Source organism: Moraxella sp. VT-16-12 (assembly GCF_002224245.2).
In the GTDB taxonomy this organism is placed as follows: domain Bacteria; phylum Pseudomonadota; class Gammaproteobacteria; order Pseudomonadales; family Moraxellaceae; genus Moraxella.
In genome coordinates this window covers 76,581-100,811 of the sequence record NZ_NKHK02000004.1, presented here as the reverse complement: position 1 = coordinate 100,811, position 24,231 = coordinate 76,581, and the positions used below count along the sequence as shown (strand labels likewise).

Here is a 24,231-nt window from a genome sequence, read left to right as displayed (position 1 = left end):
ATGGGTCATTTAATACTCCTGAGCTTCAACGCCTGTACGATTTTGACCAAAAGCAAAACGCTGTTGTAACTCGCCCAATAGCTCTGCCACCTTTGTGCCATTGCCCATGCCTTGATATGCTCTAAGCAGAATAATACCCACAGGCAAACTTGGCTCAACATCATAAGGGGTTTGCAGATAATCAATAACTGCTTGATAGTCGCCTTTGGTGTGGGCAAGCTGAGCAAGCACCATCAAGGCATCAAGTTGAAGCTGACTGTCATAAGCAGGATCGCTGACTTCCAATTGACTGATGTTGGTGGCGATGGTTTGTGCTTCTTGGTCGTCTGGGTTTTGTAACAAGCGAACTTTGGCATCAGCAAGCTGATACTCCAAATGATAAGGATCAATGGCAAGCAGTTTATCCAACGTACCCCGTTTGTCTTCAAAACTTAGCTCATTTTCTAACAGTTTATAACTGGCAAACAACAAACGGTCATCGTCAGGGTTTTCACGATTGGCACTACTTAACAGCTCGCTGGCTAAGTCTTTTTTGCCCTGACTTATCAAAATCTCTGCCTGCAAAATATAACTGTCTGCGGTAAATACTTCATATTCTTCACGCAGTCGCACCAAAGTCGCCATTGCTTTATCCACATCATTATGAAGCAAATAAAACCCCACCACTTTGGTGCGTGCGTCCAAAACGTGTTCACGGTCTTTGACTTTTTCATAATAACTAAGTGCTGCATCAACATCGCCACTTCGTTCGTGGCTGATGCCCAAATAATAATTAGCTCGACTGGCATACTCAGGATTTTTGGCAAGCCCTTTTAATATGTCGCTTGCTTGTGCCAAATGATGACTGTCAATACCAACCAATGCCGTCAAAAGTGAAACTTCTGGGTTATTGGTTTGCTTGTGAGCAATCAGCAAAAGTTGCCACGCTTGTTCTAGCTGACCGTTTTCTATGTGATGACGAATCTCATACAAATGCAATTCTTTTTCGGCAGGTAGCTGTTTTCGCTTGGTACGGATAAATGACCACATTTCATCAAGGCGTCCTGCTTGCCTTAAAATATCTACTTTTAGATTGATATAAGCCAGATTATTAGGCTCACTCATCAATGCCTTATCAACATGAAGCAGTGCAGGTGGATACTCACCCATATTAAACAGCAAACCTGCTCTTAATACTGAGATGGCGGCATTATCATCATCCAGCTCTTGTAAAGCAAAAAATAGATTGCGTTGGTCGGCATGGTCGGTGGGCACAATCCCTGTCAAAATCTGCGTTAAATCCGCCCTATCATCATATTGCAAAATCATGGCAATCATTTGGGTGGCTTGGTTGTAGTCTTTGGCTTTTAATGCCAAATGTGCCACATAAAACCATGCAGGGATATGGTCGGTATTTATCATCTGCCAAGCGGTTGCAAAATGCAGCGATTCAATGGGGTCTTCATATTCTATTGATAACGCCAAAGCCCGCTCAAAAACAGCCGTAGCATTTCTTTTAAAGCTCTCCGCCTTATAAATACTCAAAGCCTGTGCAATGTCGCCACGGTCAGCATAAAACTCCGCCAAAAGCAATGCGTACAAATCAGGCTCGTCCAGCACAGGTGTGGTGTCATCTGCACTTAACACATCGTCTAATAAAATGCTAGGTATTTTTAAATCGTCTGATGAAGAAGGGGTGTTTTGTACACCATCATCGTTTGACTGAGATGGCTCATCTGTGGTAACTAACTCCTGCTCTTCATGGGCAGGTGGGGATTGTGTGTGTTCTTGGGTGCTGTGTTTGCCTTTATAAAATGGCAGTAGAATTTTTAGTAATGAGTCAAACACGCCTGCCTGTGCTGGCAAGGTTGTCATCATGGACGATACCAAAATCGCCACACTGACTTTTTTACCAAACTGTCTTAACAAACAGGTATATAAAAAAATGGCATTGAACAACATGGATTTTTTAACAAAAAGACACAATCGCCCTAGCTGTCTTAGGGCGTGTCGTTTGCTTGTTGTTAGTTGCCATATGCTCATCTAGCCCACCTACGCCAATACCCGATAGTCAAGCCATCGGATTATTATAACTGATGAAGGCAGATGATTTCAAGTGTAACAAAATGTTATTAGCCCAAACGCTCTGGCAGATTGACATTCATCTCCAAAATGTCCATGTCTTCTTCTTTGCGTTGTTGGATATTCACATCACTCATGCGAACACCTGATACATAACGATTAATCACTTCCAAAATTTCCTGTTTCATCTCATCAACGCGTTCAGGTGGCAAACGGTCGTTAAGATGATGAGTGGCAACAATGACTTTAAGCCTATCCTTGGCAATAGATGCACTGGTCTGTTTGCTAGAATCCCCAAAAAATGAACCAAAAAAACCTTTTGACATACTAACCCCCAAAGAATCTTGCAAGCAAGCCTTTTTTCTTGACTTGTATGTGGCGACGTGGGCGTTCTTCACCCAAAAAACGTGCCACAATATCATCATAGCATTGACCTGCGGCAGAGTCTTTATAAAAAATCACGGGCTGACCACAGTTGGATGCTTCCAATACAGCATTACTTTCAGGCACAACGCCAATCAGTGGCACTCTTAAAATGTCATCAGCAATGTCATCAATCCCCATCATCTCACCACGGTCAGCACGCTCAGGATTGTAGCGGGCGATGATAAGATGCTCACGCACTCGCCCACCTTCACGAGCTTTTTTGGTATCAGACTGCAAAATCCCAATAATGCGGTCAGAATCTCGTACGCTAGATATTTCAGGGTTGGTTACGATGAGTGCTTCATCAGCAAAGTGCATGGCAAGTTTTGCCCCACGCTCAATCCCAGCAGGACTGTCGCAGATGATGTACTCAAAGTTTAGCTCATCAGCCAACTCTTTCATCACCGCTTCTACGCCTTCTTCGGTCAGAGCGTCTTTATCACGAGTTTGAGATGCAGGCAGGATAAATAAATTATCTAGCTGTTTGTCCTTGACAAGTGCCTGAGACAGCTTAGCAGTACCATTAATAACATCAATAAAATCATAAACAATGCGGTTTTCACACCCCATCATCAAATCAAGATTGCGTAGCCCCACATCAAAATCAATGACCACGGTCTTATGACCACGCATGGCAAGACCCGCCCCAAAGGACGCACTGGTGGTGGTTTTGCCCACCCCACCTTTGCCTGATGTTACCACGATAATTTTTGCCATAAAAAGTTCCTGTTTAACAAAATGTTTTGAATGTTTATGCCATCAATTTTTATATGAATTGATGGGTCAATTATTCATTAAAGTAAATACCAGCCCTTTATCTTCATCATAGCTGACTTGTACCGCTTTATCAATCATCTCTTTGGGTATGTCATCATGCAAACAATACGTTCCTGCCACAGACACCAACGATGGGTCAAATCTTTGACAAAAAATGCGTGCATCTTTATCGCCTGTCGCCCCCGCCACCAGTCTGCCCAAGCCACGCCCATAAACGTGCAAATTACTGTCAGTGATGGCATCAGCACCACGATTGACACCACCTAGCACCACCAAATCACCGCCCAAATGTTGCAAACTTTGACCTGAACGCAAAATGCTGTCGCACACACTGCTGGTCAAACCAAGCTCCAATTCATTTCCAAAGTTTTGGATAGAACCCCTAGGCACTTTTTCGTTGACATTTGGTGGCTCAGAAGTAGTCGCTGGGCTTTCATCAATGTTTTTTTCTACTTGCAAAGACTCAATTCTTTGACCATCAGCTGGAAAAATCGCCAATCTTAATGCTGTTGCCTGCTCGGTCAGCTCACCTGCCATCACCCCAATGGGCTGAATATTTAGCGACCACAGCATTTCTACCAATGCTTGCAAATCTAGCATGACCGCACTGTCAATCACCACAGGCACGGGACTGACATTGCCCTTTAACATCTGCTCAATCTCAGCACGAATATCATCTATGTTATCAATGTTGATACGCAAACGGCTAAATGCTAACATTTTGCCAAATAACGCAATTGCTCTCATGTTCTTCACCCTATCTGATAAATCCAAACCCCACCCTTGATTATAAGTGGACCGATAGATTGGTGGTTACAAGTTTTGTGCCAACTTACCAAACTTAACCATACTTTTTTATTTTGGTAAGAAAATGGCTTAAAATTAACATTTTATCCAAATTTTTTGTAATACCACCAAAAAGCCCTTATAAATGACACGACATGACCCACTAAAAATTACTAAATTGTATCATTTTTGAACATTTTTTAACAGTTTTTTGATGCATTTATAAATGAAGTTGGGCTTTATGTTTCCATTGTTGGATTTTGATTTGTTTTTCAAATGCCGTTAAAGCATCATCTACCACCGTACCTACCAGCTTTTGCAATTCAGGGCGTGTGGTGTCAATACTTGCCACACCTTTGGCGATGTTTATCATCAACGTATCTAATGTTTTTGGATCAAACAAATGCCCATTGACCGCCGTTGTAACGTTCTCGCCAATATGTTTGCCCACATTGGTGATTTGGCTTTCAATCAGACCGCCTGCAATGGGTATGAGTTTTAAATAACGTTTTAATTCAGGAGTGTCCACCAACGCTTGCTCCACCGCCCGCCCAATATCAACAGAGAGTTTTTGCCCCACTTCTTGCAAAAATGCCTGCTCCAATTTGGGCGATAACTCACGACGAAGTAGCTCCAACACCACCTGTTCAAGCTCGGCACGATTTTTGTTAATGGCGGATTGCACCAGTTCACCATGCGTTCTAGATTGTGCCATCTGTGTTCTAAAATTATCCACCGCCGTTAATATCACACGGTCAGACAACTCTTCTAAAATCACATGATAATAAAATTGTGCAGATTTTAGCCATTTTTCAGGAATGACTTTGATGTTGATGTGATGTAATCGCTTGATGATGACCCCTGCCCGCAACAATCGCAAAGCACGCAACGCAGGAAAACACCCCAGCACTTCATACCAATGCACAAATGGAAAAAAGAACCAACGAAAATAAGTTTTTTTGATAATAGCAATCAGCCAACGCACCAAAAGCTCTGCCACCCAAAAAATGGTAAACACACCCCCAATGGCAGAAATGGAAAGATGATACTGCTCATGATATGTCGCCAAATTTGCCCCAAAGCCAAACCACTGAGCAAGTTTTGTGGCAAGCCCACTCATTAAAATTTTATCGCCAATAATCAAAAGCAAATCCACCACCAACAAGCCCAGCATGATGATGTCATAGACGATTTTGGTGGTGCTGGGTATGTCATCCTTTTTTTCTTGCCCGAACAAAGGTATCACATCGTCTGGGATTTCTGCCGATTGGGGAATTTTTAGCTCATCAAGTTCTGGGGTTTGTCTTTTCATGGTTGTCATCTGATTATTTAAAAGTCGCCATCATCTCATCTATTCGCTCATCTTTGGCTTGCCATACCGTATCTAGCCATGTAAATAAAGCATTTTTAACGCACTCATCTTGGTCATATTTACCATCTTTAAGTGCATTTAATAACTCATCATTCATGGTCAAATGACGAATGTCCACCCCTAGGCGAGTGATTTTACCTTGCCACAAGTCGGTATATTCTGGCACACCATCAGGATATACCACCGTCATGTCCAAAATGCCATCTATCTTACTGCCAAGACTGGATAACGCCAAAGCAAATCCGCCCGCTTTGGGTTTTAATAAATGGCGATAAGGCGACTGCTGTTTTTTGTGCTTATCTTGGCTAAATCGTGTGCCTTCCAAATAATTAAGTAGCACAAATGGTTTATCCAACAATAACTGGCACGCCCTTTTTGCTTCGTCCAAATCTCGGTTAGCAAGGGCAGGATTGTTGGCGATTTGTTCTTTTGAATGGCGTTTCATCATCGGAAAATCCAACAAATAAAACGCTTGCCCCACCACAGGTATATAAAGCAGTTCATGCTTGGCAAAAAACCGTGTCAAAGGCAACCTGTCTGCACTGACATACTGAATGATGCTTGTATCCACCCATGACTGATGGTTACAAATAAGCAGATAATTGCCATTTGGGTTTAAATCGTCAGGCAAACTGATACGCCAGTCTTTATGTGGCAACACCTTATCTATCAGCAGGTTATTTACTTTTATCCAATGATGAGCAATGTCAATCACCGCCTTATCAGCTCGTTTTGACTTTGCAAAAATCTTGCCAAATCCCGCCCCAAATAACGGCAAACCAATCACCATGCTGTTTAAAGCGATGGTACTGGTACAGGTGGTCAGTGAAAGTTTTTGAGCAAAAGCAGGAGATTTATCATGTAATTTTTGAAAAAAAGATAAGGGCAAACGCTGCTTCATGGTGATTTTTCCACTAGATTAAAATGGCGTATTTTAACAACTTTCGCATTTTTTGTAAAAAGCCTGCCTGTGATTGATAAAAACAAACCCATCATTTGATTACTTCTATCATCATCCGCCCTTTATCAAATCAATATAATAAACAATGATATAGCAAATTTATTCGCACAAATCACGCACCAGATACACATATTGCATACATACTCATAACAAAATGGTAAGTTTACTACTGCATACTATATATTATAATTTGTTGCTTTGGTTTTTTAGCCATTTTAAAAGGAAACATCACGATGAAAAACGCAAAAAGCATATTGGCAGTTGGTGCCATCGCATCTAGCCTTGTTATCACAGGCTGTGCTTCTACCCAAAACGCAGGTAGCAACAGCAGTACTGCCACCAAAGTCGGCTTAGGCACATTGGCAGGTGCGGTGCTTGGTGCAGGCATTTCTAAGGCAACAGGCGGAGAAAAAACAGGGCGTGATGCTGCCATCGGTGCTGCCATCGGAGCGGGTGTGGGTGCTTATATGAGCCGTCAAGAAGCCCAACTAAAACAACAAACCGCAGGTACAGGCATTGAAGTTACCCGAGACCCTGTTACCAACAACATCAACCTAGCCATTCCAGAAGCCATCACCTTTGATGTGGGCAGATACAACATCAAACCCCACTCGTTTGGTGCGTTAAATCAAGTTGCCAGCACACTAAGCCAATACCACCAAACTCAAGTTGTGGTCAATGGCTATGCTTCTATTGAAGGCAATGCCCACGCCAACCAAATCCTATCACAAAACCGTGCAAATGCCGTGGCACAGTATTTAGTTGCCCAAGGCGTTAGCCAAAGCCGTATCAGTGCTTATGGACACGGTGCAACCACTCAATTTGGTGGCAGTTATGAGCCTAACCGCCGTGTGGAGTTGACCATTTTAGCCCCACAAAGCGTAAACTAATGTAAGTTTTACAACAAAAAAACAGGCAATTTGATTTGCCTGTTTTTTTATTCTTGATGTACTGCCACAATCATCTCAACGATTCTTTTTGTATCTATTAAAGGCGTATTCAACCCTTTTGGCAACTGATATCGCATAAGCATTAGCAATCAATACATCATCACCATAATTGACGCATATTCTTTTTTCACGTTCATCAACCTCAAAAGTGCGTAAATCATCATAATAGTATATTTCAACCTCTTGAAATAAACCTTTTACATACACACCTTCTCGGCAAATATAAACACCATCACTAAAACTGCCAAATACTGTGGCATCAAACGCAATTAAGATACTACACATATCGCCACAAAAAGCACCATAATCAGAATGTCCATTCATAGCTTTATATAGTTTATCATAAGCTTTATTATCGCAATTTTCTTTGAAAATAACTTTTTTGTCCGAACGAGCATCTTCAAAAAACTCGCCAAACTCTCTGTATAATTCCAGCAAAAAAGGATGTTCCATAAATCACTCCAAATTAACATTAATCCACAACCAACCATTAATAACTGGCTTGTTGCAGTTTTTGACATATCTGAACATTTCTCTCAACAAAATCTTGCCAAGATAAGTGTTCCTTTAAATAAACTTGATAGTATTTTTCAACCTGACAAACCAAAGGGCGGTGTTCATAAATCATACACAAATTACTTTGCTCATCTAAATGACGACACACACCATCACCACGACTAAGATAAGCAGTCTGTGTGCTTTTATCTACATATCGACAACACTGCCCACAAGCATTGCAAGGAAAAGAATTGTTGATATTAAAACTCAATATGCTTTACTCCATCATCATTCAAACAAAGCATCAAAGACTCCACTTGTTGCAATGGCGATGTTTTGACAATGCCGACAATACCACCAATTGCCATATTTATCATCTCCAAATTATTACTCTCAAATCCCTTATCCAACACTTCAAAAAAACCATCAATGGCTGTTTTTCTCTCAGCAAATGTGTATTTAAGATAATCTCTCAAAATTTCTTGCTGTGCTTGAATTTGAGCCAAACGTGTTTCTTTCCACGTTTTTATCATTTCTCTTTTTGTAAGCTCCCGTTCTGCAATCATTTTGTATTCTTTATGACTATTTACCAACATCTCAAATGCACTCAATGCTGAGTTTGAAGTCATCATGGGTAATTTAGTCACATTTGTCGCCTTTATCAGTGTTGCTTGTGTCATAATTTTCTCCTAAATTGTTGGTGGCGCTACTCTCGGTACAGGTAACACCACCAAAGCTTGATTAAATTTCTAAGTAGCCTGAGCAATAGTGCCGAACACCTTGTACTGCTGAGCCATCTTCCTCCATGATTTGATAGTCCAAAATTGCTTTAATGGCTTTTCCAACTGTTAACATTTTTGCAATATTGCCGTCGTTAATGCTATCAACCTTAACTTGTTCAAACCTATCTACCAGCATTTCTAAGGTTGTTGAAATCTCGTTGGCGTTTTCTTGCAGAGCAAGTAACGTATCAGCCATTAGGTCAAACTGCATTACTGCCTCATCAACCCTAGCCTCATATGCTCGTGCCTCAGTAAGAGCCTCCTCAGCTTTGCCAGCCAGAAAAAACCCACCAACTGCCAAAGCAGGACCTGCAACAATGCCACCCAATGCCATCATACCACCTGCCATACCAAAACCACCTGCTGCAAGTGAACCTCCGCCCAACCAAGCCAAAGTAGCATTAGTAGCAGCGGCACCCGATAAAGCAGGGATTGCTGTACCAGTTGATGCAGCAGCAAATAATGGCACTGAACCATAAGCTCCAAGACCTGCTAGCACACCAACCGCTGCACCTTGCAATAATCCAGACTCTAATTCTAAGGATTTTTGCACCATCGTTTCCATCTGTCTTAATTCTTCAATCGTAAACATACTATTAAAGTTTTTGATAGAACTACTGGTGCTTTTTTGTTGTTTTAATACCTGAACCACATGATTGATTTGATTATTAAAAATTTCTATCTTTAAACGACCTAATGATTCAAATTTATCATTTGTATCATCACGCACATCATTCAACAAACGCTTATTGCGTCTATACTTACTTTCTGCTTGTTCGCCAATTTCTTTGGCTCGAGACTGCAAACCAATCGCCTCAACACCTTTGACAACACCTGTTGCTCCAAGTGCAGCTGCTGCACCCCATAATAATACTGGAATAGCCATATTCTTACTCCTAAACAAATGATGATTGATGTACAACTATAATAAGATATTTTCAGTCATGACAAAGCAATGATAAGCTTACAAAAGTTATGACTTGTTATGAATCACTATAACCTCTTTGATTTAACAAACTGCGAATCGCCATTTTTTTGGCTACATCTACAAACTCACATTTTTTTAGCTCCTCACGCAACTCTTCATCATCATAATCAGCATACAAATCTTTGTAAAAGTCACTATCTTCTTTTAAATCTTTGACAAATCCAAAGACTTCACGAAATAAACCCATTTTTTCACCTCTTTTAGCCAGTTAAAATGTACCAATTTTGGATAATTACTTTCTTGATTTTTTCAATTTCTTATCAAGCCCACTTAATATCTCAGCCATCTGCACATGACCCTGACTGGTTAAAATCTCTTGCAAGTCTTTGATGTCTTGTTGTTTAACCACATTTTGCCAATGTTCACCATTATCTTTGGCAAATGGATTGAGCTTGGCAAAACCTGCTAAATACTGCTTTAACTGATAAATTGATGATGGTTTGACATCTATAAAACCAAACGGTGTGTCATGTGGTTTTTTCACTTTGGGCAACTCTAACTCATTACGCAAAGATGCTACTTGCTCACAATCAAGGTCAATCAAGGTCAATTTTGCCTTAATAAACAAAGGCATCAACCGCTTAAACAAACCCTCTGGGATACAATCCTTTAACTCATTATTAACCAAGGTCAAAACAGCCGCTTGCCTATAATTTAGCTGGCTTTTTTTGGTATTTGGCAGACGCTCCCATCGCCAGCTATAAGGTTTGTCATCTTTACGACACTCAATCGGAAAAATCTCTGACAACAACACCAAATCCCTTTGTATGGTTCTATCTGTTACAGAAATACCCAAATCTTGAATATATGCCAAGACATTATCACTAGATACATAACCATCTGCCACCAACAAATATTGAATAATATGCCATTGACGTATGATTTGATTATTCTTGGTTTGGCTCATAATGGCTCTCATAACATTGATTTATTTTGTATGTAAAGGATAATACATTTATTTCAAAAAGCAATATAAGAGCAAGATTTGTGCGACACATTATGTCGCAACATTTAACAAAACAAAAATTTAGACATCTCTCAATCAAAAACCACTAAAACCGCACACAACGACATAAAAAAATCAGCCTGTAAATACCTATACAAAATAGATAGTTACAGACTGACATGACAACTGTTACAAATGATAACGAGTATTATCAGCTCACCTGACAATTAAGAGCATTATGAAAAACTTCACTTAATATTTTAACATCATTAACGCGAGCATAATTAAGACGTGTAATAAACGCCAATCGTCTGTGAGGTCCTGGCTCATTGAGTGATACGGCATTGACTTGCCCACAACTGATTTGGTCAAGTGCCATCTTTGGTACCAAAGTTGTTCCCATACCAGCAATCGCCATCTGAATGATGGTGTTTAAACTGGCATCTGAAAATCCCGTCTTTATGTCCGTTTTATTCATCGCACATACTGACAGCACTTGGTCAGTCAAACAATGACCTTCACCAAGCAATAACATATGCGTCTTTGACAGCTCTTTACTGCTGATATGTTCAAGTTTGCCACATTCATCATTTTTGGGAAAAATCGCAAAAAAATCTTCCGCCCAAAACTCAAACGTATGCAATCCATCTATTTGATATGGCAATGCAACAATCGCCGTATCAATATGCCCATATCGCACCTGTTCAATCAGTCGCTCAGTACGTTGCTCCACCACCGAAAGCTCAAAATCAGGATAAGCCTGCGTCAATGCAGGCAACACCTTAGGAAGCAAATAAGGAGCAACGGTTGGTATGATACCAATGGTCATGGGGTACGCTAGGGGCGTTTGATGGTTATGAGCTCGGGTGGTTAAGTCATTAATCTCACTAAACACACGCAATGCCCGCTCCAACAACTCTTCGCCAATGGGCGTAATCAGCACTTGTTTGTTGTTGCGTTCAAAAATCTGTGTGTCCAGCTGTTTTTCAAGCTCTGCAATGCCCAAACTGAGAGCAGATTGAGAAATGTTACACTCTTCGGCAGCACGTTTAAAATGTTTGTGTTTGGCAACCGCTAAGGCAAATTCTAATTGACGTAATGTAATCATGACTATCTCTGGTTAAGTTTATATCTCTATTTTACACCCAAGTTTGATAAAACAAAACAGAGCATTTAAAAGTTTTAACTGGATAAATGCGATATTTTTGTTATGATGTATCCACAAATAACAAAATTCACGATTGTTTTGTTGTTTTGGTTTCTCCCACCTGTCATAAAAAGGTATCACTATGACCGCCATCATCAACCAACACATCCCAGAATTTACTACCGAAGCCTTTGTTAATGGCGAATTTAAAACCATCTCTACCAGCGATGTTAAAGGCAAATGGGCAGTTTTCATGTTTTATCCACATGATTTTACTTTTGTTTGCCCTACTGAACTTGAAGACATGGCAGACCACTACGAAGAGCTGCAAAGCCTAGGTGTGGAAGTCTATGCCGTTTCTACTGACACACATTTTGTGCACAAAGCATGGCATGATGCTTCACCTGCCATCGGTAAGGTAAAGTACCCCATGCTTGGTGATGGCACAGGCGCGATTACTCGTGGCTTTAACGTCATGATTGAAGGTCAGCACGCAGCACTGCGTGGCACTTTCTTGGTTGACCCAGATGGTTTGATTAAAGTTGCTGAGATTCACGATTTGGGCATTGGTCGCTCAGCCAAAGACATGATTCGTAAAGTCAAAGCCGCCCAATATGTGCGTGATAATGATGGCGAAGTTTGCCCTGCTGCTTGGGAAGCAGGTCAAGACACCCTAAAACCCAGCCTTGACCTGGTTGGTAAAATCTAAACCATCAATACCCAATCTAAAAGCTGTTCTTGATGGACAGCTTTTTATTTATCTTACCACCAACAAATCTGTGCAATCAATCACAAGCAAGGTATGTCTTTGTTAATTTATCACCCCAACCCTTGCATAAGGTTTTATCGCCCCAAAAAACTTGTTATAATACACCGTTTTAATCAATCACTTATTGCCATGCCACATTTTTATTTGTCATCACAATCCCCTTTACCATCAGGGCTAAACTTGTGAAACTTGTCGTCATCGGCGTCAATCATAAGACCGCTCCTGTTGCCATGCGAGAGCGACTATCTTTTGGTGATGACATCACGCACGCCATTGACAAACTAAATGCCCTGCCTGACAGCATGGGGTCAGTCATTGTTTCCACCTGCAATCGCAGTGAGATTTATGTTGGCTTTGAGCATACCGATGATGATGAAGAAAACCCACTTAGCCCCCAAGCAACCACAGTAAGTCAATGGCTGTCTGAATTTAAAGGCATTGATTTTACAGAGCTGTCGCCTTATTTGTACATCTATGAAAATGCCAGAGCCTTAAATCACTGGATACGAGTTGCATCAGGCTTAGACTCTATGATTTTGGGCGAACCACAAATTTTTGGACAAATCCGCAATGCGGTCAATATCTCCAAACAAATCGGAGGTGTTAGTGGTCAATTTGATTGGCTAACCCAACAAATTTTTGCATCAGCTCGCTCTGTTCGCCGTGATACCAAAGTTGGACAGCAAGCGGTAACACTTGGTTTTGCCACTGCCAAACTGGTAACACAAATCTTTGATGGCCCCAAAGAGCTGACTTTACTTATTGTGGCAGCAGGTGAGATGAACCGTTTGGTTGCCCACAATGTCGCCACGCTTGGCATGAAACGCATCATCATCGCCAACCGCTCGCCTGAGCGTGCCAATACATTAAAAGATGAGCTGACCCAAATGGCACTCACATCTGGTCGCTTGGTGCAAATAGACTGTGTTGGCTTGGATAAACTGTCAGATGTCATTGGTTGTGCGGACGTGGTCAGCAGTTGTAGTGGCAGCATGCAAACACTCATCACCCTACCAATGGTAAAAGCCGCTCAAAAAACACGCCGTTATCGTCCCATGTTATTGGTGGATTTGGCAGTGCCTAGGGACATAGAACCTGCCACAACTCATCTTGATGAAGTGTATCTATATTCGGTGGACGACTTACAGCACGTCATCGCAGGCAATTTAGAAGAACGCAAGCAAGCTGCCGTAGAAGCCGAATTGCTTGCCAGTCAGCTTACCAGCAACATAGAAACCCAAATCCAGCTCTTATCCGCCCAAAAAATGATAGCAGACTATCGCCAGATTTCCACTCAACACAAAGAACGTCTGCTTGCTCATGCCAAAGCACGCTTATCCCAAGGAGAGTCTGCCGACGTGGTATTAAACACATTTGCCCACGCACTCACGCAAACACTTACCCACCCACCATCACGACTGATTCGCCATGTCGCCACCACCAGCGACCCTGCAATATTAGACATGGTGGTAGATGGTTTGGATGCTTATCGCCCATCCAAGCATTAATCCGCAAGACCAAAACCACATACAAATTGAGCATTATTTAAAATACACCATGTATTCTTCTCATTTTCATGCCAATTCTGGATAAATCATGACTGTTGATTTTAATGAACTTTCTCCCCATTATGCCACACCTGCCATCAAAAAACTTTGGCATGATTTTTATCATCATGAACAAATTCACCAAGACATCATAAGCCAACTGCCTGATGATTTTGATGTGCTTTGTCAGCACTATCAGCATTTGTATCGTCATGACATTCGCGATGACAAGCCCCTAACTGATTGGCTGATTGGTTTATTTGATAAATTATACGGCACACATACGCAGCTTGTCCACAGCACAGGTGAACCTGAGTATTTTGCCCCAAAAAATAATCAGCCTGCTTATATTGCCTTTGCTCATGGGTTTTTTAATAGTGCTCTACATGAGATTAGTCATTGGTGCGTGGCGGGCAAACACAGACGCACCTTAGATGATTTTGGGTATTGGTACTGCCCTGATGGGCGTGATGAAGCGACTCAAAAAGCTTTTGAACAAGTAGAAATCAAACCCCAAGCAATAGAATGTTTACTCAATATGGCTTTGGGACGGTATTTTTATGTCTCCCAAGACAACCTAAATGCCAATTTTGACACTACCAACAGCACATTTGCCCAAGATGTCTATGATAAGGCTTTGTTATTTTTACACCAACCTAGCAGCTTACCCCCTGATGCAAGACGACTGATTTGGGTGTTTTTATCAGCAGCAGGTTTTGATGGTTTGACATCATGATTGGTGATATGGTATGGTTTTATTGATTCATCATTGATACATTTAAAATCAACACTCACCCAAGGACTTACCATGCAAACATTATATATCCACCCTGATAATCCTCAAGAACGCCTTATCAATCAAGCTGTACGCCTATTGCGTGATGATGCCCTAATTATACTACCGACCGATTTGGGTTATATATTTGGTGCCATGACATCATCTCGCCAAGCCCTAGATAAGCTCAAAAAAATTCGCCAGCTAGATGACAAACATCATTTCACCCTACTGTGTCGCGATTTATCACAAGTAGCAGGCTTTGCCACAGTTAATAACGAGCAGTTTCGCCATCTTAAAGCTCACACCCCAGCCCCCATTACTTTTATTTTATCAGCCAGCAAAGATACGCCCAAAAAACTTGCTCACCCCAAGAAAAAGACCATTGGTGTGCGTATTAGCAATACCCCCATCATTCATGCCTTGCTAGACACTTTGGCAGAACCCTTACTCATCAGCTCGCTTATTTTGCCTGATGTGGGTGTATTGCATGAGCCTTATCGTATCCAAGAAACGCTAGATAATGTGGTAGATGGCTTTATTGATGTGGGCACACTCATTGATGGCATGACCAGCGTTATTGATTTAACAGGTGACAATCCCATTTGTCTACGAGCAGGAGTGATGGATACGAGTGATTGGGCAGAGCCAACATAAAATCCAGATAAACCCTAAAATACCATTTTTTAGAATAAATCTTTAATATAAAAACTCCATTTTTAAAAAATTAAAAACCCCAACTAAAATTGGGGTTTTTAAGTGTAACTTTAAAGTTGCACTTATGGGCGGTCAACCAACTCTACATAGGCCATTGGTGCATTATCACCATCGCGATAACCGCACTTAATGATACGCAAATAGCCACCTGGGCGAGTTTTATAACGTGGACCAAGCTCATTAAATAGCTTGCCTACGATTACCTTGTTGCGAGTACGATTAAAAGCCAAACGGCGATTTGCCACACTATCTTCTTTTGCAAGTGTGATAAGTGGTTCAGCCACACGGCGTAGTTCTTTGGCTTTTACCAAAGTGGTTTTAATCAACTCATGTTCAAACAATGAATTTGTCATGTTCTGGAACATTGCCTTACGATGACTGCTGGTGCGACCCAGCTTGACTCCGCTATTACGATGTCGCATGGTCAGTATCCTTTAAGTTAACGGCTACGGTAAGAGAAACGGTCATCAACTCGCAAATCACTTGGTGGCCAGTTATCTAGGCGCATACCAAGCTCTAAATTCTTAGACGCAAGCACGTCTTTGATTTCAGTTAATGATTTCTTACCAAGATTTGGGGTCTTTAAAAGCTCAGTTTCAGAGCGTTGTACCAAATCACCGATATAGTAAATATTTTCAGCTTTCAAGCAGTTGGCTGAACGAACCGTCAGTTCAAGATCATCCACTGGACGTAACAGCACAGGGTCAATCTCTTCTTTTTCTTTGATTGGCTCAGGGGCTTCTTCTGCCTCTAAATCCACAAAAATTGCAATTTGTTGTTGCAAAATCGTGGCAGCTTTACGAATTGCCTCTTCTGGGTCAATCGTGCCATTTGTCTCAAGCTCAATGATGAGTTTATCAAGGTCAGTACGTTGTTCAACACGAGCATTTTCAACATCATATGCCACTCGTAAAATAGGACTAAAACTTGCATCAAGTTTTAAATGTCCAATCATCTTAGAGTTCGCATCTTCACGACGCTGACTGGCGGGCTCGTAACCACGACCTGTTACCACACGCAGACGCATTTTTAAATGTCCACGCTCGCTCAATGTGCCAAGCACCAACTCAGGATTGGCGATCTCAACATTATGTGGCAACTCTAAATCAGCAGCCGTAACAATACCTGCACCTTTTTTGTCTAAGGTTAAATACGCCTCATGTTGGTCATGCAAAATAATTGCCAAACCTTTTAAGTTTAACAACAAATCAAGCACGTCCTCTTGCAGTCCTTCAAGGGTTGAATACTCATGATCAACCCCTTCAATCTCCGCTTCAACAACAGCAGCACCAGACAATGAAGACAATAGAATACGGCGAAGGGCATTACCTAATGTATGTCCAAAACCACGTTCTAACGGCTCGAGTGTGACCTTAGCAGTTGTTTCATTAACCGTATCCACCTGAATGGTGCTTGGTGTTAGAAACTCATTTGCAGTTGTCATGGTTCACCTCGAATAGTTCAGTTAATTATTTAGAATATAGCTCAACAATCAAACTTTCGTTGATTTCAGCAGGTAGCTCACTGCGTTCTGGTGCAGTCTTGAAAGTACCCTGTAATTTGCTGTGGTCAACTTCTAGCCATTCTGGAATGCCACGTTGAGTTGCAAGTTCAATCGCATTTTTAATGCGAAGTTGCTCTTTTGATTTTTCATGAACAGCAATCACATCGCCATCTTGAACTTGAATTGATGGGATATTTACACGTACAAACTCATCACGCCCTGCTTTTTTTAGCAAAATGGCACGATGGCTAACTAGCTGACGAGCTTCTGCACGAGTTGCTCCAAAGCCCATACGATAAACCACATTATCTAAACGACGCTCTAACATACCAAGCAAATTTTCACCTGTGGCACCACGCATACGGGCAGCTTCTTTGTAGTAATTTGAGAATTGACGCTCTAATACACCATACATACGCTTAACTTTTTGTTTTTCACGAAGTTGTGATGCGTATTCAGATGTTTTGTTTTGGCTATTGCCATGCTGACCAGGGGCACGACTTGATTTTTTTGTCTTAACATCGTAAGCCTTAACTCCAGATTTAAGCTGTAAGTCAGTACCTTCACGGCGAGACAATTTTAGTTTTGGACCAATATAACGGGCCATGAGTTATCTCCTTAAACGCGACGTTTCTTAGGTGGGCGACAGCCGTTGTGTGGAATTGGGGTAACATCACTGATGCTATTAATCTTATAACCCAACACACCTAATGCACGAACCGCAGACTCACGACCTGGTCCTGGACCTTTTACCAAGACATCAATATTTTTAACACCATAAGTTTCTTGGGCAGTTTTACCAGCCACTTCTGCGGCAACCTGTGCAGCAAATGGTGTAGATTTACGTGAACCACGGAAGCCTTGTCCACCTGAGGTGGCCCAAGCCAATGCATTACCTTGACGATCGGTAATCGTTACAATGGTGTTATTAAAAGACGCGTGAATGTGAGCAATACCTTCCGATACTGAACGACGAGCCACTTTTTTGCGACTACGAGTGTCTTTTGCCATCTTTTAGCTTCCTAAATTAGTTTATTTTTTAATTGCTTTGCGTGGACCTTTGCGGGTACGCGCGTTGGTTTTGGTACGTTGACCATTAACAGGCAAGCCGCGACGGTGGCGAAGACCACGGTAGCAACCCAAATCAACCAAACGTTTGATGTTCATTGAAATTTCACGACGAAGATCACCTTCGGTTGTGTAATTTGCAACTTCTGCACGGACAGCATCTAATTGTGCATCATCTAACTGACCAATTTTGGTGGTTTCTGAAATATTAACAGCAGACAAGATTTGTTTTGCTGTTGTGCGACCAATACCAAAAATATAAGTTAGAGAAATCACAGCATGTTTGTTGTCCGGAATGTTTACACCGGCAATACGAGCCATTAATTTGTCTCCATTAAGCAAATACAAATGTATTTGATAGTTAAGTATAACTACCCAAACACAAAGGTAGCAAGTAGCAGATAATACAATATCTGCCATAAAATATCAAGCGTTATTTTGCAATTAACCTTGACGTTGTTTATGACGTGGTTCTGAGCTGCAAATCACAAGAACTTGACCTTTGCGACGTACAATTTTACAGCTACCACAAATTTTTCTAACAGATGCTTGAACTTTCATAGCTAACTCCATTCATCAACGAGATGATTTAATTAAAGTTTGGTCATGATATTGATGCGTCATAATATGCGCTTGCACTTGTGCAATAAAATCCATCAATACCACCACCATAATCAACAAAGATGCACCACCCAAAGGCAATGGCATACCAAAAGCAGACTGAATCACCATTGGCATAAGGCAAATGACCGTCATATACATCGCCCCAATAAAAGTTAGGCGATTTAATACAAAATCCAAATAACGCTTAGTTTGCTGACCTGGTCGAATACCTGGAATATAAGCCCCACTACGCTTTAAATTTTCTGCCACTTCTTTGGGATTAAACATCAATGCAGTATAAAAATAACAAAAGAAGATGATTAAAACACCAAAAACTAGCAGATATAACGGACTACCAAATTGCAATACCAAAGAGATATTTTGCAAAATTACTTGTATGGTACTTGGATTTTCAGATGCTCCTGAGAACTGACCCAAACTGGCAGGCAACATCAGCAGAGAACTGGCAAAAATTGCAGGAATTACCCCTGCCATGTTTAATTTTAAAGGCAAATGTGCTTGTTGTTGAGCATAAATCTTACGACCTTCTTGTAGCTTTTGGGCATAATTGACAGGAACTCGTCTTTGGGCACGTTCCATATAAACAATACCAGCAGTAACCGCTACGCCAAGCACAGCAAAAATCAACAAAACCAATAAATCTCTGCCACTACCACTGCCGCTTGCCAAAGCCCCTGAAATCATGTTTGGAGCACTTGCAATGATTCCTGCAAAAATCAGCATGGAGATACCATTACCAATGCCACGCTCAGTAATCTGCTCACCAAGCCACATCAAGAACATGGAGCCTGCAACCAAGGAAGTTACCGCAGGGATATAAAAACTCAATCCTGATGATAAAGTCAAACCACCAGCAATCAAGCCAGCTGACATGCCAACCGCCTGTACAAAGGCCAATGCCAATGTGCCTTGACGAGTATATTTACTCAAAGTGCGCCGACCTGTTTCACCTTCTTTTTTTAATGCTTCTAACGATGGGACAACTGCCGACATCATCTGCACCACAATAGATGCTGAAATATACGGCATAATCCCAAGTGCCATAATGGACATACGTTCCAAGGCACCGCCAGAAAACATATTAAACATACCTAAAAAGGTATCTTTGCCTGCATCAAAAAAATCTGCCAAAGCAACAGGATTAATACCCGGCACAGGTACATGGGAACCTAAACGATAAACAATCAATGCCCCTATCAAAAATAACATACGTCTCCACAACTCATCATATTTGCGGACAAATGTGATGGGATTTAGTGGAATACCTGATTTGGACACTGATTGCTTGGACATAGGTTATTCCTCAACACTACCGCCAACAGCAACGATCGCTTCTTTTGCACCTTTGGTTACTTTTACACCCTTAAAAGTCAATGCACGCTCAATCTTACCAGATAAAATAATACGAGCACGCTTCATATCGCCACGAATGATATTAGCAGCTTTTAAGGTTTCCAAAGTTACCTCATTGCCTTCAATTTTGTTAAGCTCAGACAAACGAACCTCAGCAGTTGCCAAAGCAAGTTGGCTAGTAAAACCAAATTTTGGCAAACGACGATAGATGGGCATTTGACCACCTTCAAATCCCACTGGAATGCTTGAGCCTGAACGTGAAGTCTGACCTTTAATACCACGACCGCCTGTCTTACCTAAGCCTGAGCCAATACCACGACCACGGCGTTGGGCAACTTTTTTTGCACCAATGGCAGGTGCAAGTTCATTTAAACGAAGAACCATTATGCTTCCTCCACTTTAACCATGTAATGCACACGATTCACCATGCCACGAGTAGAAGGCGTGTCTTCCACCTCAACGGTATGACCAATACGGCGTAGACCCAAACCTTTTAGGCAAGCTTTATGGCTTGCTAAGCGATGGCTACTTGATTTGATTTGAGTAACTTTCATTGTTTTCATAACAATTCACCTATCTCTTAGCCCAAAATTTCTTCAACAGACTTACCACGCTTAGCAGCGATTTGTTCTGGTGAAACCATATCACGCAAACCCTTAAAAGTTGCTTGCACAACGTTAGCAGCATTGGTTGAGCCATAACATTTAGCAAGTACGTCTTGTACACCAGCAACTTCAAGTACAGCACGCATTGCACCACCAGCAATAACACCAGTACCCTCTGATGCAGGTTGCATATAAACTTTTGATGCACCATGACGAGCATTAATAGGATGCTGCAAAGTGGTGCCAGCAAGCTCAACAGTAATCATATTACGCTTAGCAGCTTCAAGCGCTTTTTGAATAGCAGCAGGCACTTCACGAGCCTTGCCACGACCAAAACCCACACGACCATTACCATCTCCCACAACGGTTAACGCTGTGAAAGAAAAAATACGACCACCTTTTACAACTTTTGCCACACGGTCAACGGCAACTAATTTTTCTACCAAACCGTCAGTTTGTTCAACTTTTGCCATGATTAGAACTCCAATCCGTTTTCACGAGCAGCGTCAGCTAATGCTTTAACACGGCCATGATATTTAAAACCACTACGGTCAAATGCAACCTTAGTGATGCCCGCAGCTTTTGCACGTTCTGCAATCAATGCACCTACTGCTTTTGCTGCCTCAACGTTACCAGTAACACCAGAACGAAGGCTTGCATCCAAGGTTGATGCTTGTGCAATCACAACGCCACCTGTTGGTGCGATGATTTGTGCATAAATATGGCGTGGGGTGCGAGTAACAGTCAAACGGTTAGCACCTAATTGACGGATATGGGCACGAGTTTTCTTTGCTCGACGAAGACGAGCGGATTTTTTATCAAACATGTTTGCTCACCTTATCTTATTTTTTCTTAGCTTCTTTACGAAGAACAACTTCGTCGCTATAACGAACACCTTTACCTTTATAAGGCTCTGGCGGACGGAAACTACGGATTTTTGCGGCTGCTTGACCCAATTTTTGCTTGTCGTTTGATTTTAAAACGATTTCAGTTTGGCTTGGGCTTTCAGCAGTAACACCTTCTGGTAAGCTATAAGCAATTGGGTGTGAAAAACCTAAGTTCAAATTAACCACATTACCTGCAACCTGAGCACGATAACCAACACCAATAAGCTGTAAACGACGCTCAAAACCATTAGTAACACCTTGAACCATATTGTTTAACAATGCACGTACAGTACCTGTGTGCATCCACGCTTCTTTGGTGTTTTTTACAGGAACAAGAGTAACAGCATTATCCTCTTGTTTAAGCTCGACCAAATCGTGCAGGTGTAAAGACAAAGAACCATTTTTGCCTTTCACTTCAACCTGCCGACCGTTCAAAGTAACGCTAGTACCAGCTGGCAGCGTTACTGGGGCTTTTGCCACACGAGACATATTAATATCCTTTCAAATGAAAACAACATCTGTAATTACTGATGTCATGAAAAACTTCTTGATAATCAAGAAAGCAAACTATTATAACACAAATAATCCTTAGTGCAAACCAAGGATTATTTGATTTAATACAGAAATTGACTAAGAAACCAATGCAATCACTTCGCCACCAATACCTGCTTGGCGTGCTGTACGATCACTCATCAAGCCTTTGCTGGTAGAAATAATGGCCACACCCAAGCCTTTTTTGACACTTGGTAGCTCATCTTTACTGCGATACTGACGAAGACCAGGACGACTATAACGTTTTAATTCTGCAATAACGCCTTGACCTTGATGGTATTTTAGCTCAATATTAAGAACACTTTTTCCGTTCTCACCTTCCACAACCTCAGCAGAAGTTAAATATCCCTCAGCAACCAATAAATCAGCAATAGACTTACGTAGTTTTGATGCAGGCATAGAAACGGCTGGCTTATTTCTTGATTGTGCGTTACGGATACGGGTTAGCATATCAGCAACTGGGTCTTGCATACTCATGGCTTGCTCCTTACCAACTAGCTTTACGAACACCAGGCACATCGCCTTGCATTACACGCTCACGCAACTTGTTACGTGATAAACCAAACTTACGGAAATAACCATGTGGACGACCAGTCAAGCCACAACGATTACGTAAACGTACTGGAGATGAGTTACGTGGCAATGCCTGTAAAGCAAGCATGGCATCTAAACGCTCTTCATCACTTGCATTCACATCACTGATGACTGCTTTTAAGGCGGCACGCTTTTCGGCGTACTTAGCCACACATTTTTCGCGTTTTAATTCGCGATTAATCATGCTCATTTTAGCCATAACGTTACCTTACTTAAATGGAAAACCGAATGCTTTTAGCAATGCACGACCTTGGTCGTCATTGGTAGCAGTCGTTGTGATGGTGATGTCAAGACCACGGATACGGTCAATCTTATCAAAATCAACTTCTGGGAAAACAATTTGCTCTTTGATACCTAATGAATAGTTACCACGACCATCAAAAGCTTTGGCTGAAAAACCACGAAAATCACGAATACGAGGAATCGCAATTGCAATCAAACGGTCTAAAAATTCATACATTTGCTCACCACGAAGAGTAACTTTACAACCAATTGGCCACTCTTCACGAATTTTAAATCCAGCAACTGACTTACGAGCTTTAGTAACCACAGGTTTTTGACCTGCGATGACAGTCATATCCGCCAAAGCACCTTCTAGTAGTTTTTTATCTTGTGCTGCACCACCAACACCCATATTTAAAGTGATTTTGGTGATTTTTGGTACTTGCATGACATTTTCTAAACCAAGCTCATCTTTGATTTGCTGTTTTAGCTTGCCATTATATAATGATTTTAATCTTGCCATTACTAATTACCCTTAGTATCTTATGCAGTCGCCACTACTTCACCAGTGGAACGATAAATACGGACTTTTTTACCCTCTTCGTTCACTTGGTAAGCAATACGGTCTGCTTTTTGGGTGTTTGCGTTATAAATCGCAACATTTGAAATGTGTAAAAATGCTTCTTGCTTAACAATACCACCTTCTTTGCCCAACATTTGATTGGGTTTTTGGTGTTTGGTTACAATGTTAATGCCTTCCACTTTGACACGGTCTGCTTTTACCGCCAAAATTGTGCCTTGCTTGCCTTTATCTTTACCAACAATCACAATCACGGTATCGCCTTTGCGTAACTTTGCCATAGATAGCCTCTAAGTTTACAGTACTTCTGGTGCTAGTGAAACAATCTTCATAAATTGTTCACCACGTAGTTCACGGGTAACAGGTCCAAAAATACGAGTTGCAATGGGGGCTTTATTGTTATTTAGAATAACTGCCGCATTGTCATCAAAACGTAGAACAGAACCATCAGGACGGCGTACGCCTTTTTTGGTACGTACCACAACTGCATTCATCACGTCGCCTTTTTTAACACGACCACGTGGAATCGCTTCCTTAACCGTTACTTTGATAATATCGCCAACTGATGCATAACGACGATGCGAGCCTCCTAGTACTTTAATGCACTGTACACGTCTCGCACCACTATTATCTGCAACTTCCAGCATTGTTTCAGTCTGAATCATCGCATGACTCCATAAAATAATAATACAATAAAGTCATTTGCTCCAAATTTATGCTATTTTGCATAAATTTGGTAG

The 24,231-nt window shown here is 41.4% G+C and carries 35 protein-coding genes; 5 read left to right on the top strand and 30 right to left on the bottom strand.

Annotated elements, in window-relative coordinates:
- Positions 1–9: 9 nt before the first annotated feature.
- From CEW93_RS04785 to CEW93_RS04760, 6 genes are all read right to left on the bottom strand, one after another.
- Positions 10–2,022, bottom strand: coding sequence for a hypothetical protein (locus tag CEW93_RS04785; protein ID WP_089540749.1), 2,013 nt, complete (start codon positions 2,020–2,022; stop codon positions 10–12).
- 89 nt (positions 2,023–2,111) lie between these two features.
- Positions 2,112–2,387 (bottom strand): cell division topological specificity factor MinE, encoded by a 276-nt coding sequence (gene minE / locus CEW93_RS04780; RefSeq protein WP_089540750.1) that lies wholly within the window; start codon positions 2,385–2,387, stop codon positions 2,112–2,114.
- 1 nt (position 2,388) lies between these two features.
- A complete protein-coding gene (minD, locus tag CEW93_RS04775; protein WP_089540751.1) occupies positions 2,389–3,204 on the bottom strand; it encodes a septum site-determining protein MinD in 816 nt (271 codons plus the stop codon).
- A gap of 66 nt (positions 3,205–3,270) precedes the next feature.
- The gene (minC, locus tag CEW93_RS04770; RefSeq protein WP_089540752.1) at positions 3,271–4,011 is read right to left on the bottom strand and encodes a septum site-determining protein MinC; all 741 of its coding nucleotides are present in this window, start codon (positions 4,009–4,011) and stop codon (positions 3,271–3,273) included.
- Between the two features lie 259 nt (positions 4,012–4,270).
- The gene (locus CEW93_RS04765) at positions 4,271–5,362 is read right to left on the bottom strand and encodes a hypothetical protein (protein ID WP_222432720.1); all 1,092 of its coding nucleotides are present in this window, start codon (positions 5,360–5,362) and stop codon (positions 4,271–4,273) included.
- Positions 5,363–5,375: 13 nt separating this feature from the next.
- A complete protein-coding gene (locus tag CEW93_RS04760) occupies positions 5,376–6,323 on the bottom strand; it encodes an acyltransferase (RefSeq protein WP_089540753.1) in 948 nt (315 codons plus the stop codon).
- 293 nt (positions 6,324–6,616) lie between these two features.
- Between CEW93_RS04760 and CEW93_RS04755 the strand changes: the two genes are divergently transcribed.
- Entirely contained in the window at positions 6,617–7,273 is a 657-nt protein-coding gene (locus CEW93_RS04755; protein WP_089540754.1) for an OmpA family protein, read from the top strand.
- Between the two features lie 75 nt (positions 7,274–7,348).
- On the opposite strand, the gene CEW93_RS04750 is transcribed toward CEW93_RS04755, so the two are convergent.
- The 7 genes from CEW93_RS04750 to CEW93_RS04720 all read right to left on the bottom strand — a co-directional run bounded on the left by CEW93_RS04750 (position 7,349) and on the right by CEW93_RS04720 (position 11,655).
- Positions 7,349–7,786: a hypothetical protein gene (locus CEW93_RS04750; protein ID WP_089540755.1), complete on the bottom strand. Its 438-nt coding sequence runs from the start codon at positions 7,784–7,786 to the stop codon at positions 7,349–7,351.
- A gap of 37 nt (positions 7,787–7,823) precedes the next feature.
- Positions 7,824–8,102, bottom strand: coding sequence for a YkgJ family cysteine cluster protein (locus CEW93_RS04745; protein WP_255503948.1), 279 nt, complete (start codon positions 8,100–8,102; stop codon positions 7,824–7,826).
- A complete protein-coding gene (locus CEW93_RS04740; RefSeq protein WP_089540756.1) occupies positions 8,092–8,511 on the bottom strand; it encodes a hypothetical protein in 420 nt (139 codons plus the stop codon). Before CEW93_RS04740 ends, CEW93_RS04745 begins: the two co-directional genes overlap by 11 nt.
- A gap of 61 nt (positions 8,512–8,572) precedes the next feature.
- Positions 8,573–9,499, bottom strand: coding sequence for a hypothetical protein (locus CEW93_RS04735; protein ID WP_089540757.1), 927 nt, complete (start codon positions 9,497–9,499; stop codon positions 8,573–8,575).
- Positions 9,500–9,596: 97 nt separating this feature from the next.
- Positions 9,597–9,788, bottom strand: a complete 192-nt coding sequence (locus CEW93_RS04730; RefSeq protein WP_089540758.1) for a hypothetical protein — start codon at positions 9,786–9,788, stop codon at positions 9,597–9,599.
- Positions 9,789–9,833: 45 nt separating this feature from the next.
- Entirely contained in the window at positions 9,834–10,508 is a 675-nt protein-coding gene (locus tag CEW93_RS04725) for a hypothetical protein (RefSeq protein WP_089540759.1), read from the bottom strand.
- A 250-nt stretch (positions 10,509–10,758) separates the two neighbouring features.
- Positions 10,759–11,655, bottom strand: a complete 897-nt coding sequence (locus tag CEW93_RS04720; RefSeq protein ID WP_089540760.1) for a hydrogen peroxide-inducible genes activator — start codon at positions 11,653–11,655, stop codon at positions 10,759–10,761.
- Between the two features lie 181 nt (positions 11,656–11,836).
- Here CEW93_RS04720 and ahpC point away from each other — a divergent pair, with 181 nt between their 5' ends.
- The 4 genes from ahpC to CEW93_RS04700 all read left to right on the top strand — a co-directional run bounded on the left by ahpC (position 11,837) and on the right by CEW93_RS04700 (position 15,442).
- Complete coding sequence (ahpC, locus tag CEW93_RS04715; RefSeq protein WP_089540761.1) at positions 11,837–12,403, top strand: alkyl hydroperoxide reductase subunit C; 567 nt, start codon at positions 11,837–11,839, stop codon at positions 12,401–12,403.
- A gap of 242 nt (positions 12,404–12,645) precedes the next feature.
- Positions 12,646–13,971 carry a glutamyl-tRNA reductase gene (gene hemA / locus CEW93_RS04710; RefSeq protein ID WP_089540762.1) on the top strand — a complete coding sequence of 442 codons (1,326 nt, stop codon included), beginning with the start codon at positions 12,646–12,648 and terminating at the stop codon, positions 13,969–13,971.
- Between the two features lie 88 nt (positions 13,972–14,059).
- Positions 14,060–14,746, top strand: coding sequence for an elongation factor P hydroxylase (locus tag CEW93_RS04705; RefSeq protein WP_089540763.1), 687 nt, complete (start codon positions 14,060–14,062; stop codon positions 14,744–14,746).
- A 72-nt stretch (positions 14,747–14,818) separates the two neighbouring features.
- Complete coding sequence (locus CEW93_RS04700) at positions 14,819–15,442, top strand: L-threonylcarbamoyladenylate synthase (RefSeq protein WP_089540764.1); 624 nt, start codon at positions 14,819–14,821, stop codon at positions 15,440–15,442.
- A gap of 122 nt (positions 15,443–15,564) precedes the next feature.
- On the opposite strand, the gene rplQ is transcribed toward CEW93_RS04700, so the two are convergent.
- The 17 genes from rplQ to rplN form a co-directional block, all read right to left on the bottom strand.
- Positions 15,565–15,924, bottom strand: coding sequence for a 50S ribosomal protein L17 (gene rplQ / locus CEW93_RS04695; RefSeq protein ID WP_089540765.1), 360 nt, complete (start codon positions 15,922–15,924; stop codon positions 15,565–15,567).
- A 17-nt stretch (positions 15,925–15,941) separates the two neighbouring features.
- Entirely contained in the window at positions 15,942–16,946 is a 1,005-nt protein-coding gene (rpoA, locus tag CEW93_RS04690) for a DNA-directed RNA polymerase subunit alpha (RefSeq protein ID WP_089540766.1), read from the bottom strand.
- Positions 16,947–16,971: 25 nt separating this feature from the next.
- The gene (gene rpsD / locus CEW93_RS04685; RefSeq protein WP_146416643.1) at positions 16,972–17,613 is read right to left on the bottom strand and encodes a 30S ribosomal protein S4; all 642 of its coding nucleotides are present in this window, start codon (positions 17,611–17,613) and stop codon (positions 16,972–16,974) included.
- Between the two features lie 11 nt (positions 17,614–17,624).
- On the bottom strand, positions 17,625–18,017 hold the full coding sequence (rpsK, locus tag CEW93_RS04680; protein WP_089540044.1) for a 30S ribosomal protein S11: 393 nt from the start codon (positions 18,015–18,017) through the stop codon (positions 17,625–17,627).
- 21 nt (positions 18,018–18,038) lie between these two features.
- Entirely contained in the window at positions 18,039–18,395 is a 357-nt protein-coding gene (rpsM, locus tag CEW93_RS04675) for a 30S ribosomal protein S13 (protein WP_089540042.1), read from the bottom strand.
- 123 nt (positions 18,396–18,518) lie between these two features.
- A complete protein-coding gene (gene rpmJ, locus CEW93_RS04670) occupies positions 18,519–18,635 on the bottom strand; it encodes a 50S ribosomal protein L36 (RefSeq protein ID WP_089540040.1) in 117 nt (38 codons plus the stop codon).
- Positions 18,636–18,650: 15 nt separating this feature from the next.
- The gene (gene secY / locus CEW93_RS04665; protein WP_089540039.1) at positions 18,651–19,991 is read right to left on the bottom strand and encodes a preprotein translocase subunit SecY; all 1,341 of its coding nucleotides are present in this window, start codon (positions 19,989–19,991) and stop codon (positions 18,651–18,653) included.
- 3 nt (positions 19,992–19,994) lie between these two features.
- Complete coding sequence (rplO, locus tag CEW93_RS04660) at positions 19,995–20,435, bottom strand: 50S ribosomal protein L15 (protein WP_089540037.1); 441 nt, start codon at positions 20,433–20,435, stop codon at positions 19,995–19,997.
- Positions 20,435–20,614, bottom strand: a complete 180-nt coding sequence (gene rpmD, locus CEW93_RS04655) for a 50S ribosomal protein L30 (protein ID WP_089540035.1) — start codon at positions 20,612–20,614, stop codon at positions 20,435–20,437. Before rpmD ends, rplO begins: the two co-directional genes overlap by 1 nt.
- Positions 20,615–20,631: 17 nt before the next feature.
- Positions 20,632–21,129 carry a 30S ribosomal protein S5 gene (gene rpsE / locus CEW93_RS04650; RefSeq protein ID WP_089540033.1) on the bottom strand — a complete coding sequence of 166 codons (498 nt, stop codon included), beginning with the start codon at positions 21,127–21,129 and terminating at the stop codon, positions 20,632–20,634.
- 2 nt (positions 21,130–21,131) lie between these two features.
- On the bottom strand, positions 21,132–21,482 hold the full coding sequence (rplR, locus tag CEW93_RS04645; RefSeq protein WP_089540031.1) for a 50S ribosomal protein L18: 351 nt from the start codon (positions 21,480–21,482) through the stop codon (positions 21,132–21,134).
- 16 nt (positions 21,483–21,498) lie between these two features.
- Positions 21,499–22,032 carry a 50S ribosomal protein L6 gene (gene rplF, locus CEW93_RS04640; RefSeq protein WP_089540029.1) on the bottom strand — a complete coding sequence of 178 codons (534 nt, stop codon included), beginning with the start codon at positions 22,030–22,032 and terminating at the stop codon, positions 21,499–21,501.
- 141 nt (positions 22,033–22,173) lie between these two features.
- A complete protein-coding gene (rpsH, locus tag CEW93_RS04635) occupies positions 22,174–22,572 on the bottom strand; it encodes a 30S ribosomal protein S8 (RefSeq protein ID WP_089540027.1) in 399 nt (132 codons plus the stop codon).
- Between the two features lie 10 nt (positions 22,573–22,582).
- On the bottom strand, positions 22,583–22,888 hold the full coding sequence (gene rpsN, locus CEW93_RS04630; protein ID WP_089540025.1) for a 30S ribosomal protein S14: 306 nt from the start codon (positions 22,886–22,888) through the stop codon (positions 22,583–22,585).
- A gap of 9 nt (positions 22,889–22,897) precedes the next feature.
- A complete protein-coding gene (gene rplE / locus CEW93_RS04625) occupies positions 22,898–23,434 on the bottom strand; it encodes a 50S ribosomal protein L5 (protein ID WP_089540023.1) in 537 nt (178 codons plus the stop codon).
- Positions 23,435–23,454: 20 nt separating this feature from the next.
- Positions 23,455–23,772: a 50S ribosomal protein L24 gene (rplX, locus tag CEW93_RS04620; protein WP_089540021.1), complete on the bottom strand. Its 318-nt coding sequence runs from the start codon at positions 23,770–23,772 to the stop codon at positions 23,455–23,457.
- 15 nt (positions 23,773–23,787) lie between these two features.
- Positions 23,788–24,156 (bottom strand): 50S ribosomal protein L14, encoded by a 369-nt coding sequence (gene rplN, locus CEW93_RS04615; RefSeq protein WP_029102638.1) that lies wholly within the window; start codon positions 24,154–24,156, stop codon positions 23,788–23,790.
- Between the last annotated feature and the right edge of the window lie 75 nt (positions 24,157–24,231).

What these genes read in the sequence shown, in the direction of transcription:
- CEW93_RS04740 (WP_089540756.1), bottom strand. Translation starts at nt 8,511, where the DNA reads ATGACACAAGCAACACTGATAAAGGCGACAAATGTGACTAAATTACCC.
- CEW93_RS04735 (WP_089540757.1), bottom strand. Translation starts at nt 9,499, where the DNA reads ATGGCTATTCCAGTATTATTATGGGGTGCAGCAGCTGCACTTGGAGCA.
- rpsM (WP_089540042.1), bottom strand. Translation starts at nt 18,395, where the DNA reads ATGGCTCGTATTGCCGGTGTAAACATTCCGGACAACAAACATGCTGTG.
- CEW93_RS04750 (WP_089540755.1), bottom strand. Translation starts at nt 7,786, where the DNA reads ATGGAACATCCTTTTTTGCTGGAATTATACAGAGAGTTTGGCGAGTTT.
- rplO (WP_089540037.1), bottom strand. Translation starts at nt 20,435, where the DNA reads ATGGTTCTTCGTTTAAATGAACTTGCACCTGCCATTGGTGCAAAAAAA.
- rplR (WP_089540031.1), bottom strand. Translation starts at nt 21,482, where the DNA reads ATGTTTGATAAAAAATCCGCTCGTCTTCGTCGAGCAAAGAAAACTCGT.
- CEW93_RS04700 (WP_089540764.1), top strand. Translation starts at nt 14,819, where the DNA reads ATGCAAACATTATATATCCACCCTGATAATCCTCAAGAACGCCTTATC.
- CEW93_RS04705 (WP_089540763.1), top strand. Translation starts at nt 14,060, where the DNA reads ATGACTGTTGATTTTAATGAACTTTCTCCCCATTATGCCACACCTGCC.
- CEW93_RS04720 (WP_089540760.1), bottom strand. Translation starts at nt 11,655, where the DNA reads ATGATTACATTACGTCAATTAGAATTTGCCTTAGCGGTTGCCAAACAC.
- rpsK (WP_089540044.1), bottom strand. Translation starts at nt 18,017, where the DNA reads ATGGCAAAAGACACTCGTAGTCGCAAAAAAGTGGCTCGTCGTTCAGTA.
- CEW93_RS04725 (WP_089540759.1), bottom strand. Translation starts at nt 10,508, where the DNA reads ATGAGCCAAACCAAGAATAATCAAATCATACGTCAATGGCATATTATT.
- CEW93_RS04765 (WP_222432720.1), bottom strand. Translation starts at nt 5,362, where the DNA reads ATGAAAAGACAAACCCCAGAACTTGATGAGCTAAAAATTCCCCAATCG.
- CEW93_RS04755 (WP_089540754.1), top strand. Translation starts at nt 6,617, where the DNA reads ATGAAAAACGCAAAAAGCATATTGGCAGTTGGTGCCATCGCATCTAGC.
- rpsH (WP_089540027.1), bottom strand. Translation starts at nt 22,572, where the DNA reads ATGAGTATGCAAGACCCAGTTGCTGATATGCTAACCCGTATCCGTAAC.
- rpmD (WP_089540035.1), bottom strand. Translation starts at nt 20,614, where the DNA reads ATGAAAACAATGAAAGTTACTCAAATCAAATCAAGTAGCCATCGCTTA.
- rplQ (WP_089540765.1), bottom strand. Translation starts at nt 15,924, where the DNA reads ATGCGACATCGTAATAGCGGAGTCAAGCTGGGTCGCACCAGCAGTCAT.
- rplE (WP_089540023.1), bottom strand. Translation starts at nt 23,434, where the DNA reads ATGGCAAGATTAAAATCATTATATAATGGCAAGCTAAAACAGCAAATC.
- rplF (WP_089540029.1), bottom strand. Translation starts at nt 22,032, where the DNA reads ATGTCTCGTGTGGCAAAAGCCCCAGTAACGCTGCCAGCTGGTACTAGC.
- rplN (WP_029102638.1), bottom strand. Translation starts at nt 24,156, where the DNA reads ATGATTCAGACTGAAACAATGCTGGAAGTTGCAGATAATAGTGGTGCG.
- rpsE (WP_089540033.1), bottom strand. Translation starts at nt 21,129, where the DNA reads ATGGCAAAAGTTGAACAAACTGACGGTTTGGTAGAAAAATTAGTTGCC.
- minD (WP_089540751.1), bottom strand. Translation starts at nt 3,204, where the DNA reads ATGGCAAAAATTATCGTGGTAACATCAGGCAAAGGTGGGGTGGGCAAA.
- CEW93_RS04760 (WP_089540753.1), bottom strand. Translation starts at nt 6,323, where the DNA reads ATGAAGCAGCGTTTGCCCTTATCTTTTTTTCAAAAATTACATGATAAA.
- secY (WP_089540039.1), bottom strand. Translation starts at nt 19,991, where the DNA reads ATGTCCAAGCAATCAGTGTCCAAATCAGGTATTCCACTAAATCCCATC.
- CEW93_RS04730 (WP_089540758.1), bottom strand. Translation starts at nt 9,788, where the DNA reads ATGGGTTTATTTCGTGAAGTCTTTGGATTTGTCAAAGATTTAAAAGAA.
- rplX (WP_089540021.1), bottom strand. Translation starts at nt 23,772, where the DNA reads ATGGCAAAGTTACGCAAAGGCGATACCGTGATTGTGATTGTTGGTAAA.
- minE (WP_089540750.1), bottom strand. Translation starts at nt 2,387, where the DNA reads ATGTCAAAAGGTTTTTTTGGTTCATTTTTTGGGGATTCTAGCAAACAG.
- minC (WP_089540752.1), bottom strand. Translation starts at nt 4,011, where the DNA reads ATGAGAGCAATTGCGTTATTTGGCAAAATGTTAGCATTTAGCCGTTTG.
- ahpC (WP_089540761.1), top strand. Translation starts at nt 11,837, where the DNA reads ATGACCGCCATCATCAACCAACACATCCCAGAATTTACTACCGAAGCC.
- rpoA (WP_089540766.1), bottom strand. Translation starts at nt 16,946, where the DNA reads ATGACAACTGCAAATGAGTTTCTAACACCAAGCACCATTCAGGTGGAT.
- rpmJ (WP_089540040.1), bottom strand. Translation starts at nt 18,635, where the DNA reads ATGAAAGTTCAAGCATCTGTTAGAAAAATTTGTGGTAGCTGTAAAATT.
- CEW93_RS04785 (WP_089540749.1), bottom strand. Translation starts at nt 2,022, where the DNA reads ATGAGCATATGGCAACTAACAACAAGCAAACGACACGCCCTAAGACAG.
- rpsD (WP_146416643.1), bottom strand. Translation starts at nt 17,613, where the DNA reads ATGGCCCGTTATATTGGTCCAAAACTAAAATTGTCTCGCCGTGAAGGT.
- rpsN (WP_089540025.1), bottom strand. Translation starts at nt 22,888, where the DNA reads ATGGCTAAAATGAGCATGATTAATCGCGAATTAAAACGCGAAAAATGT.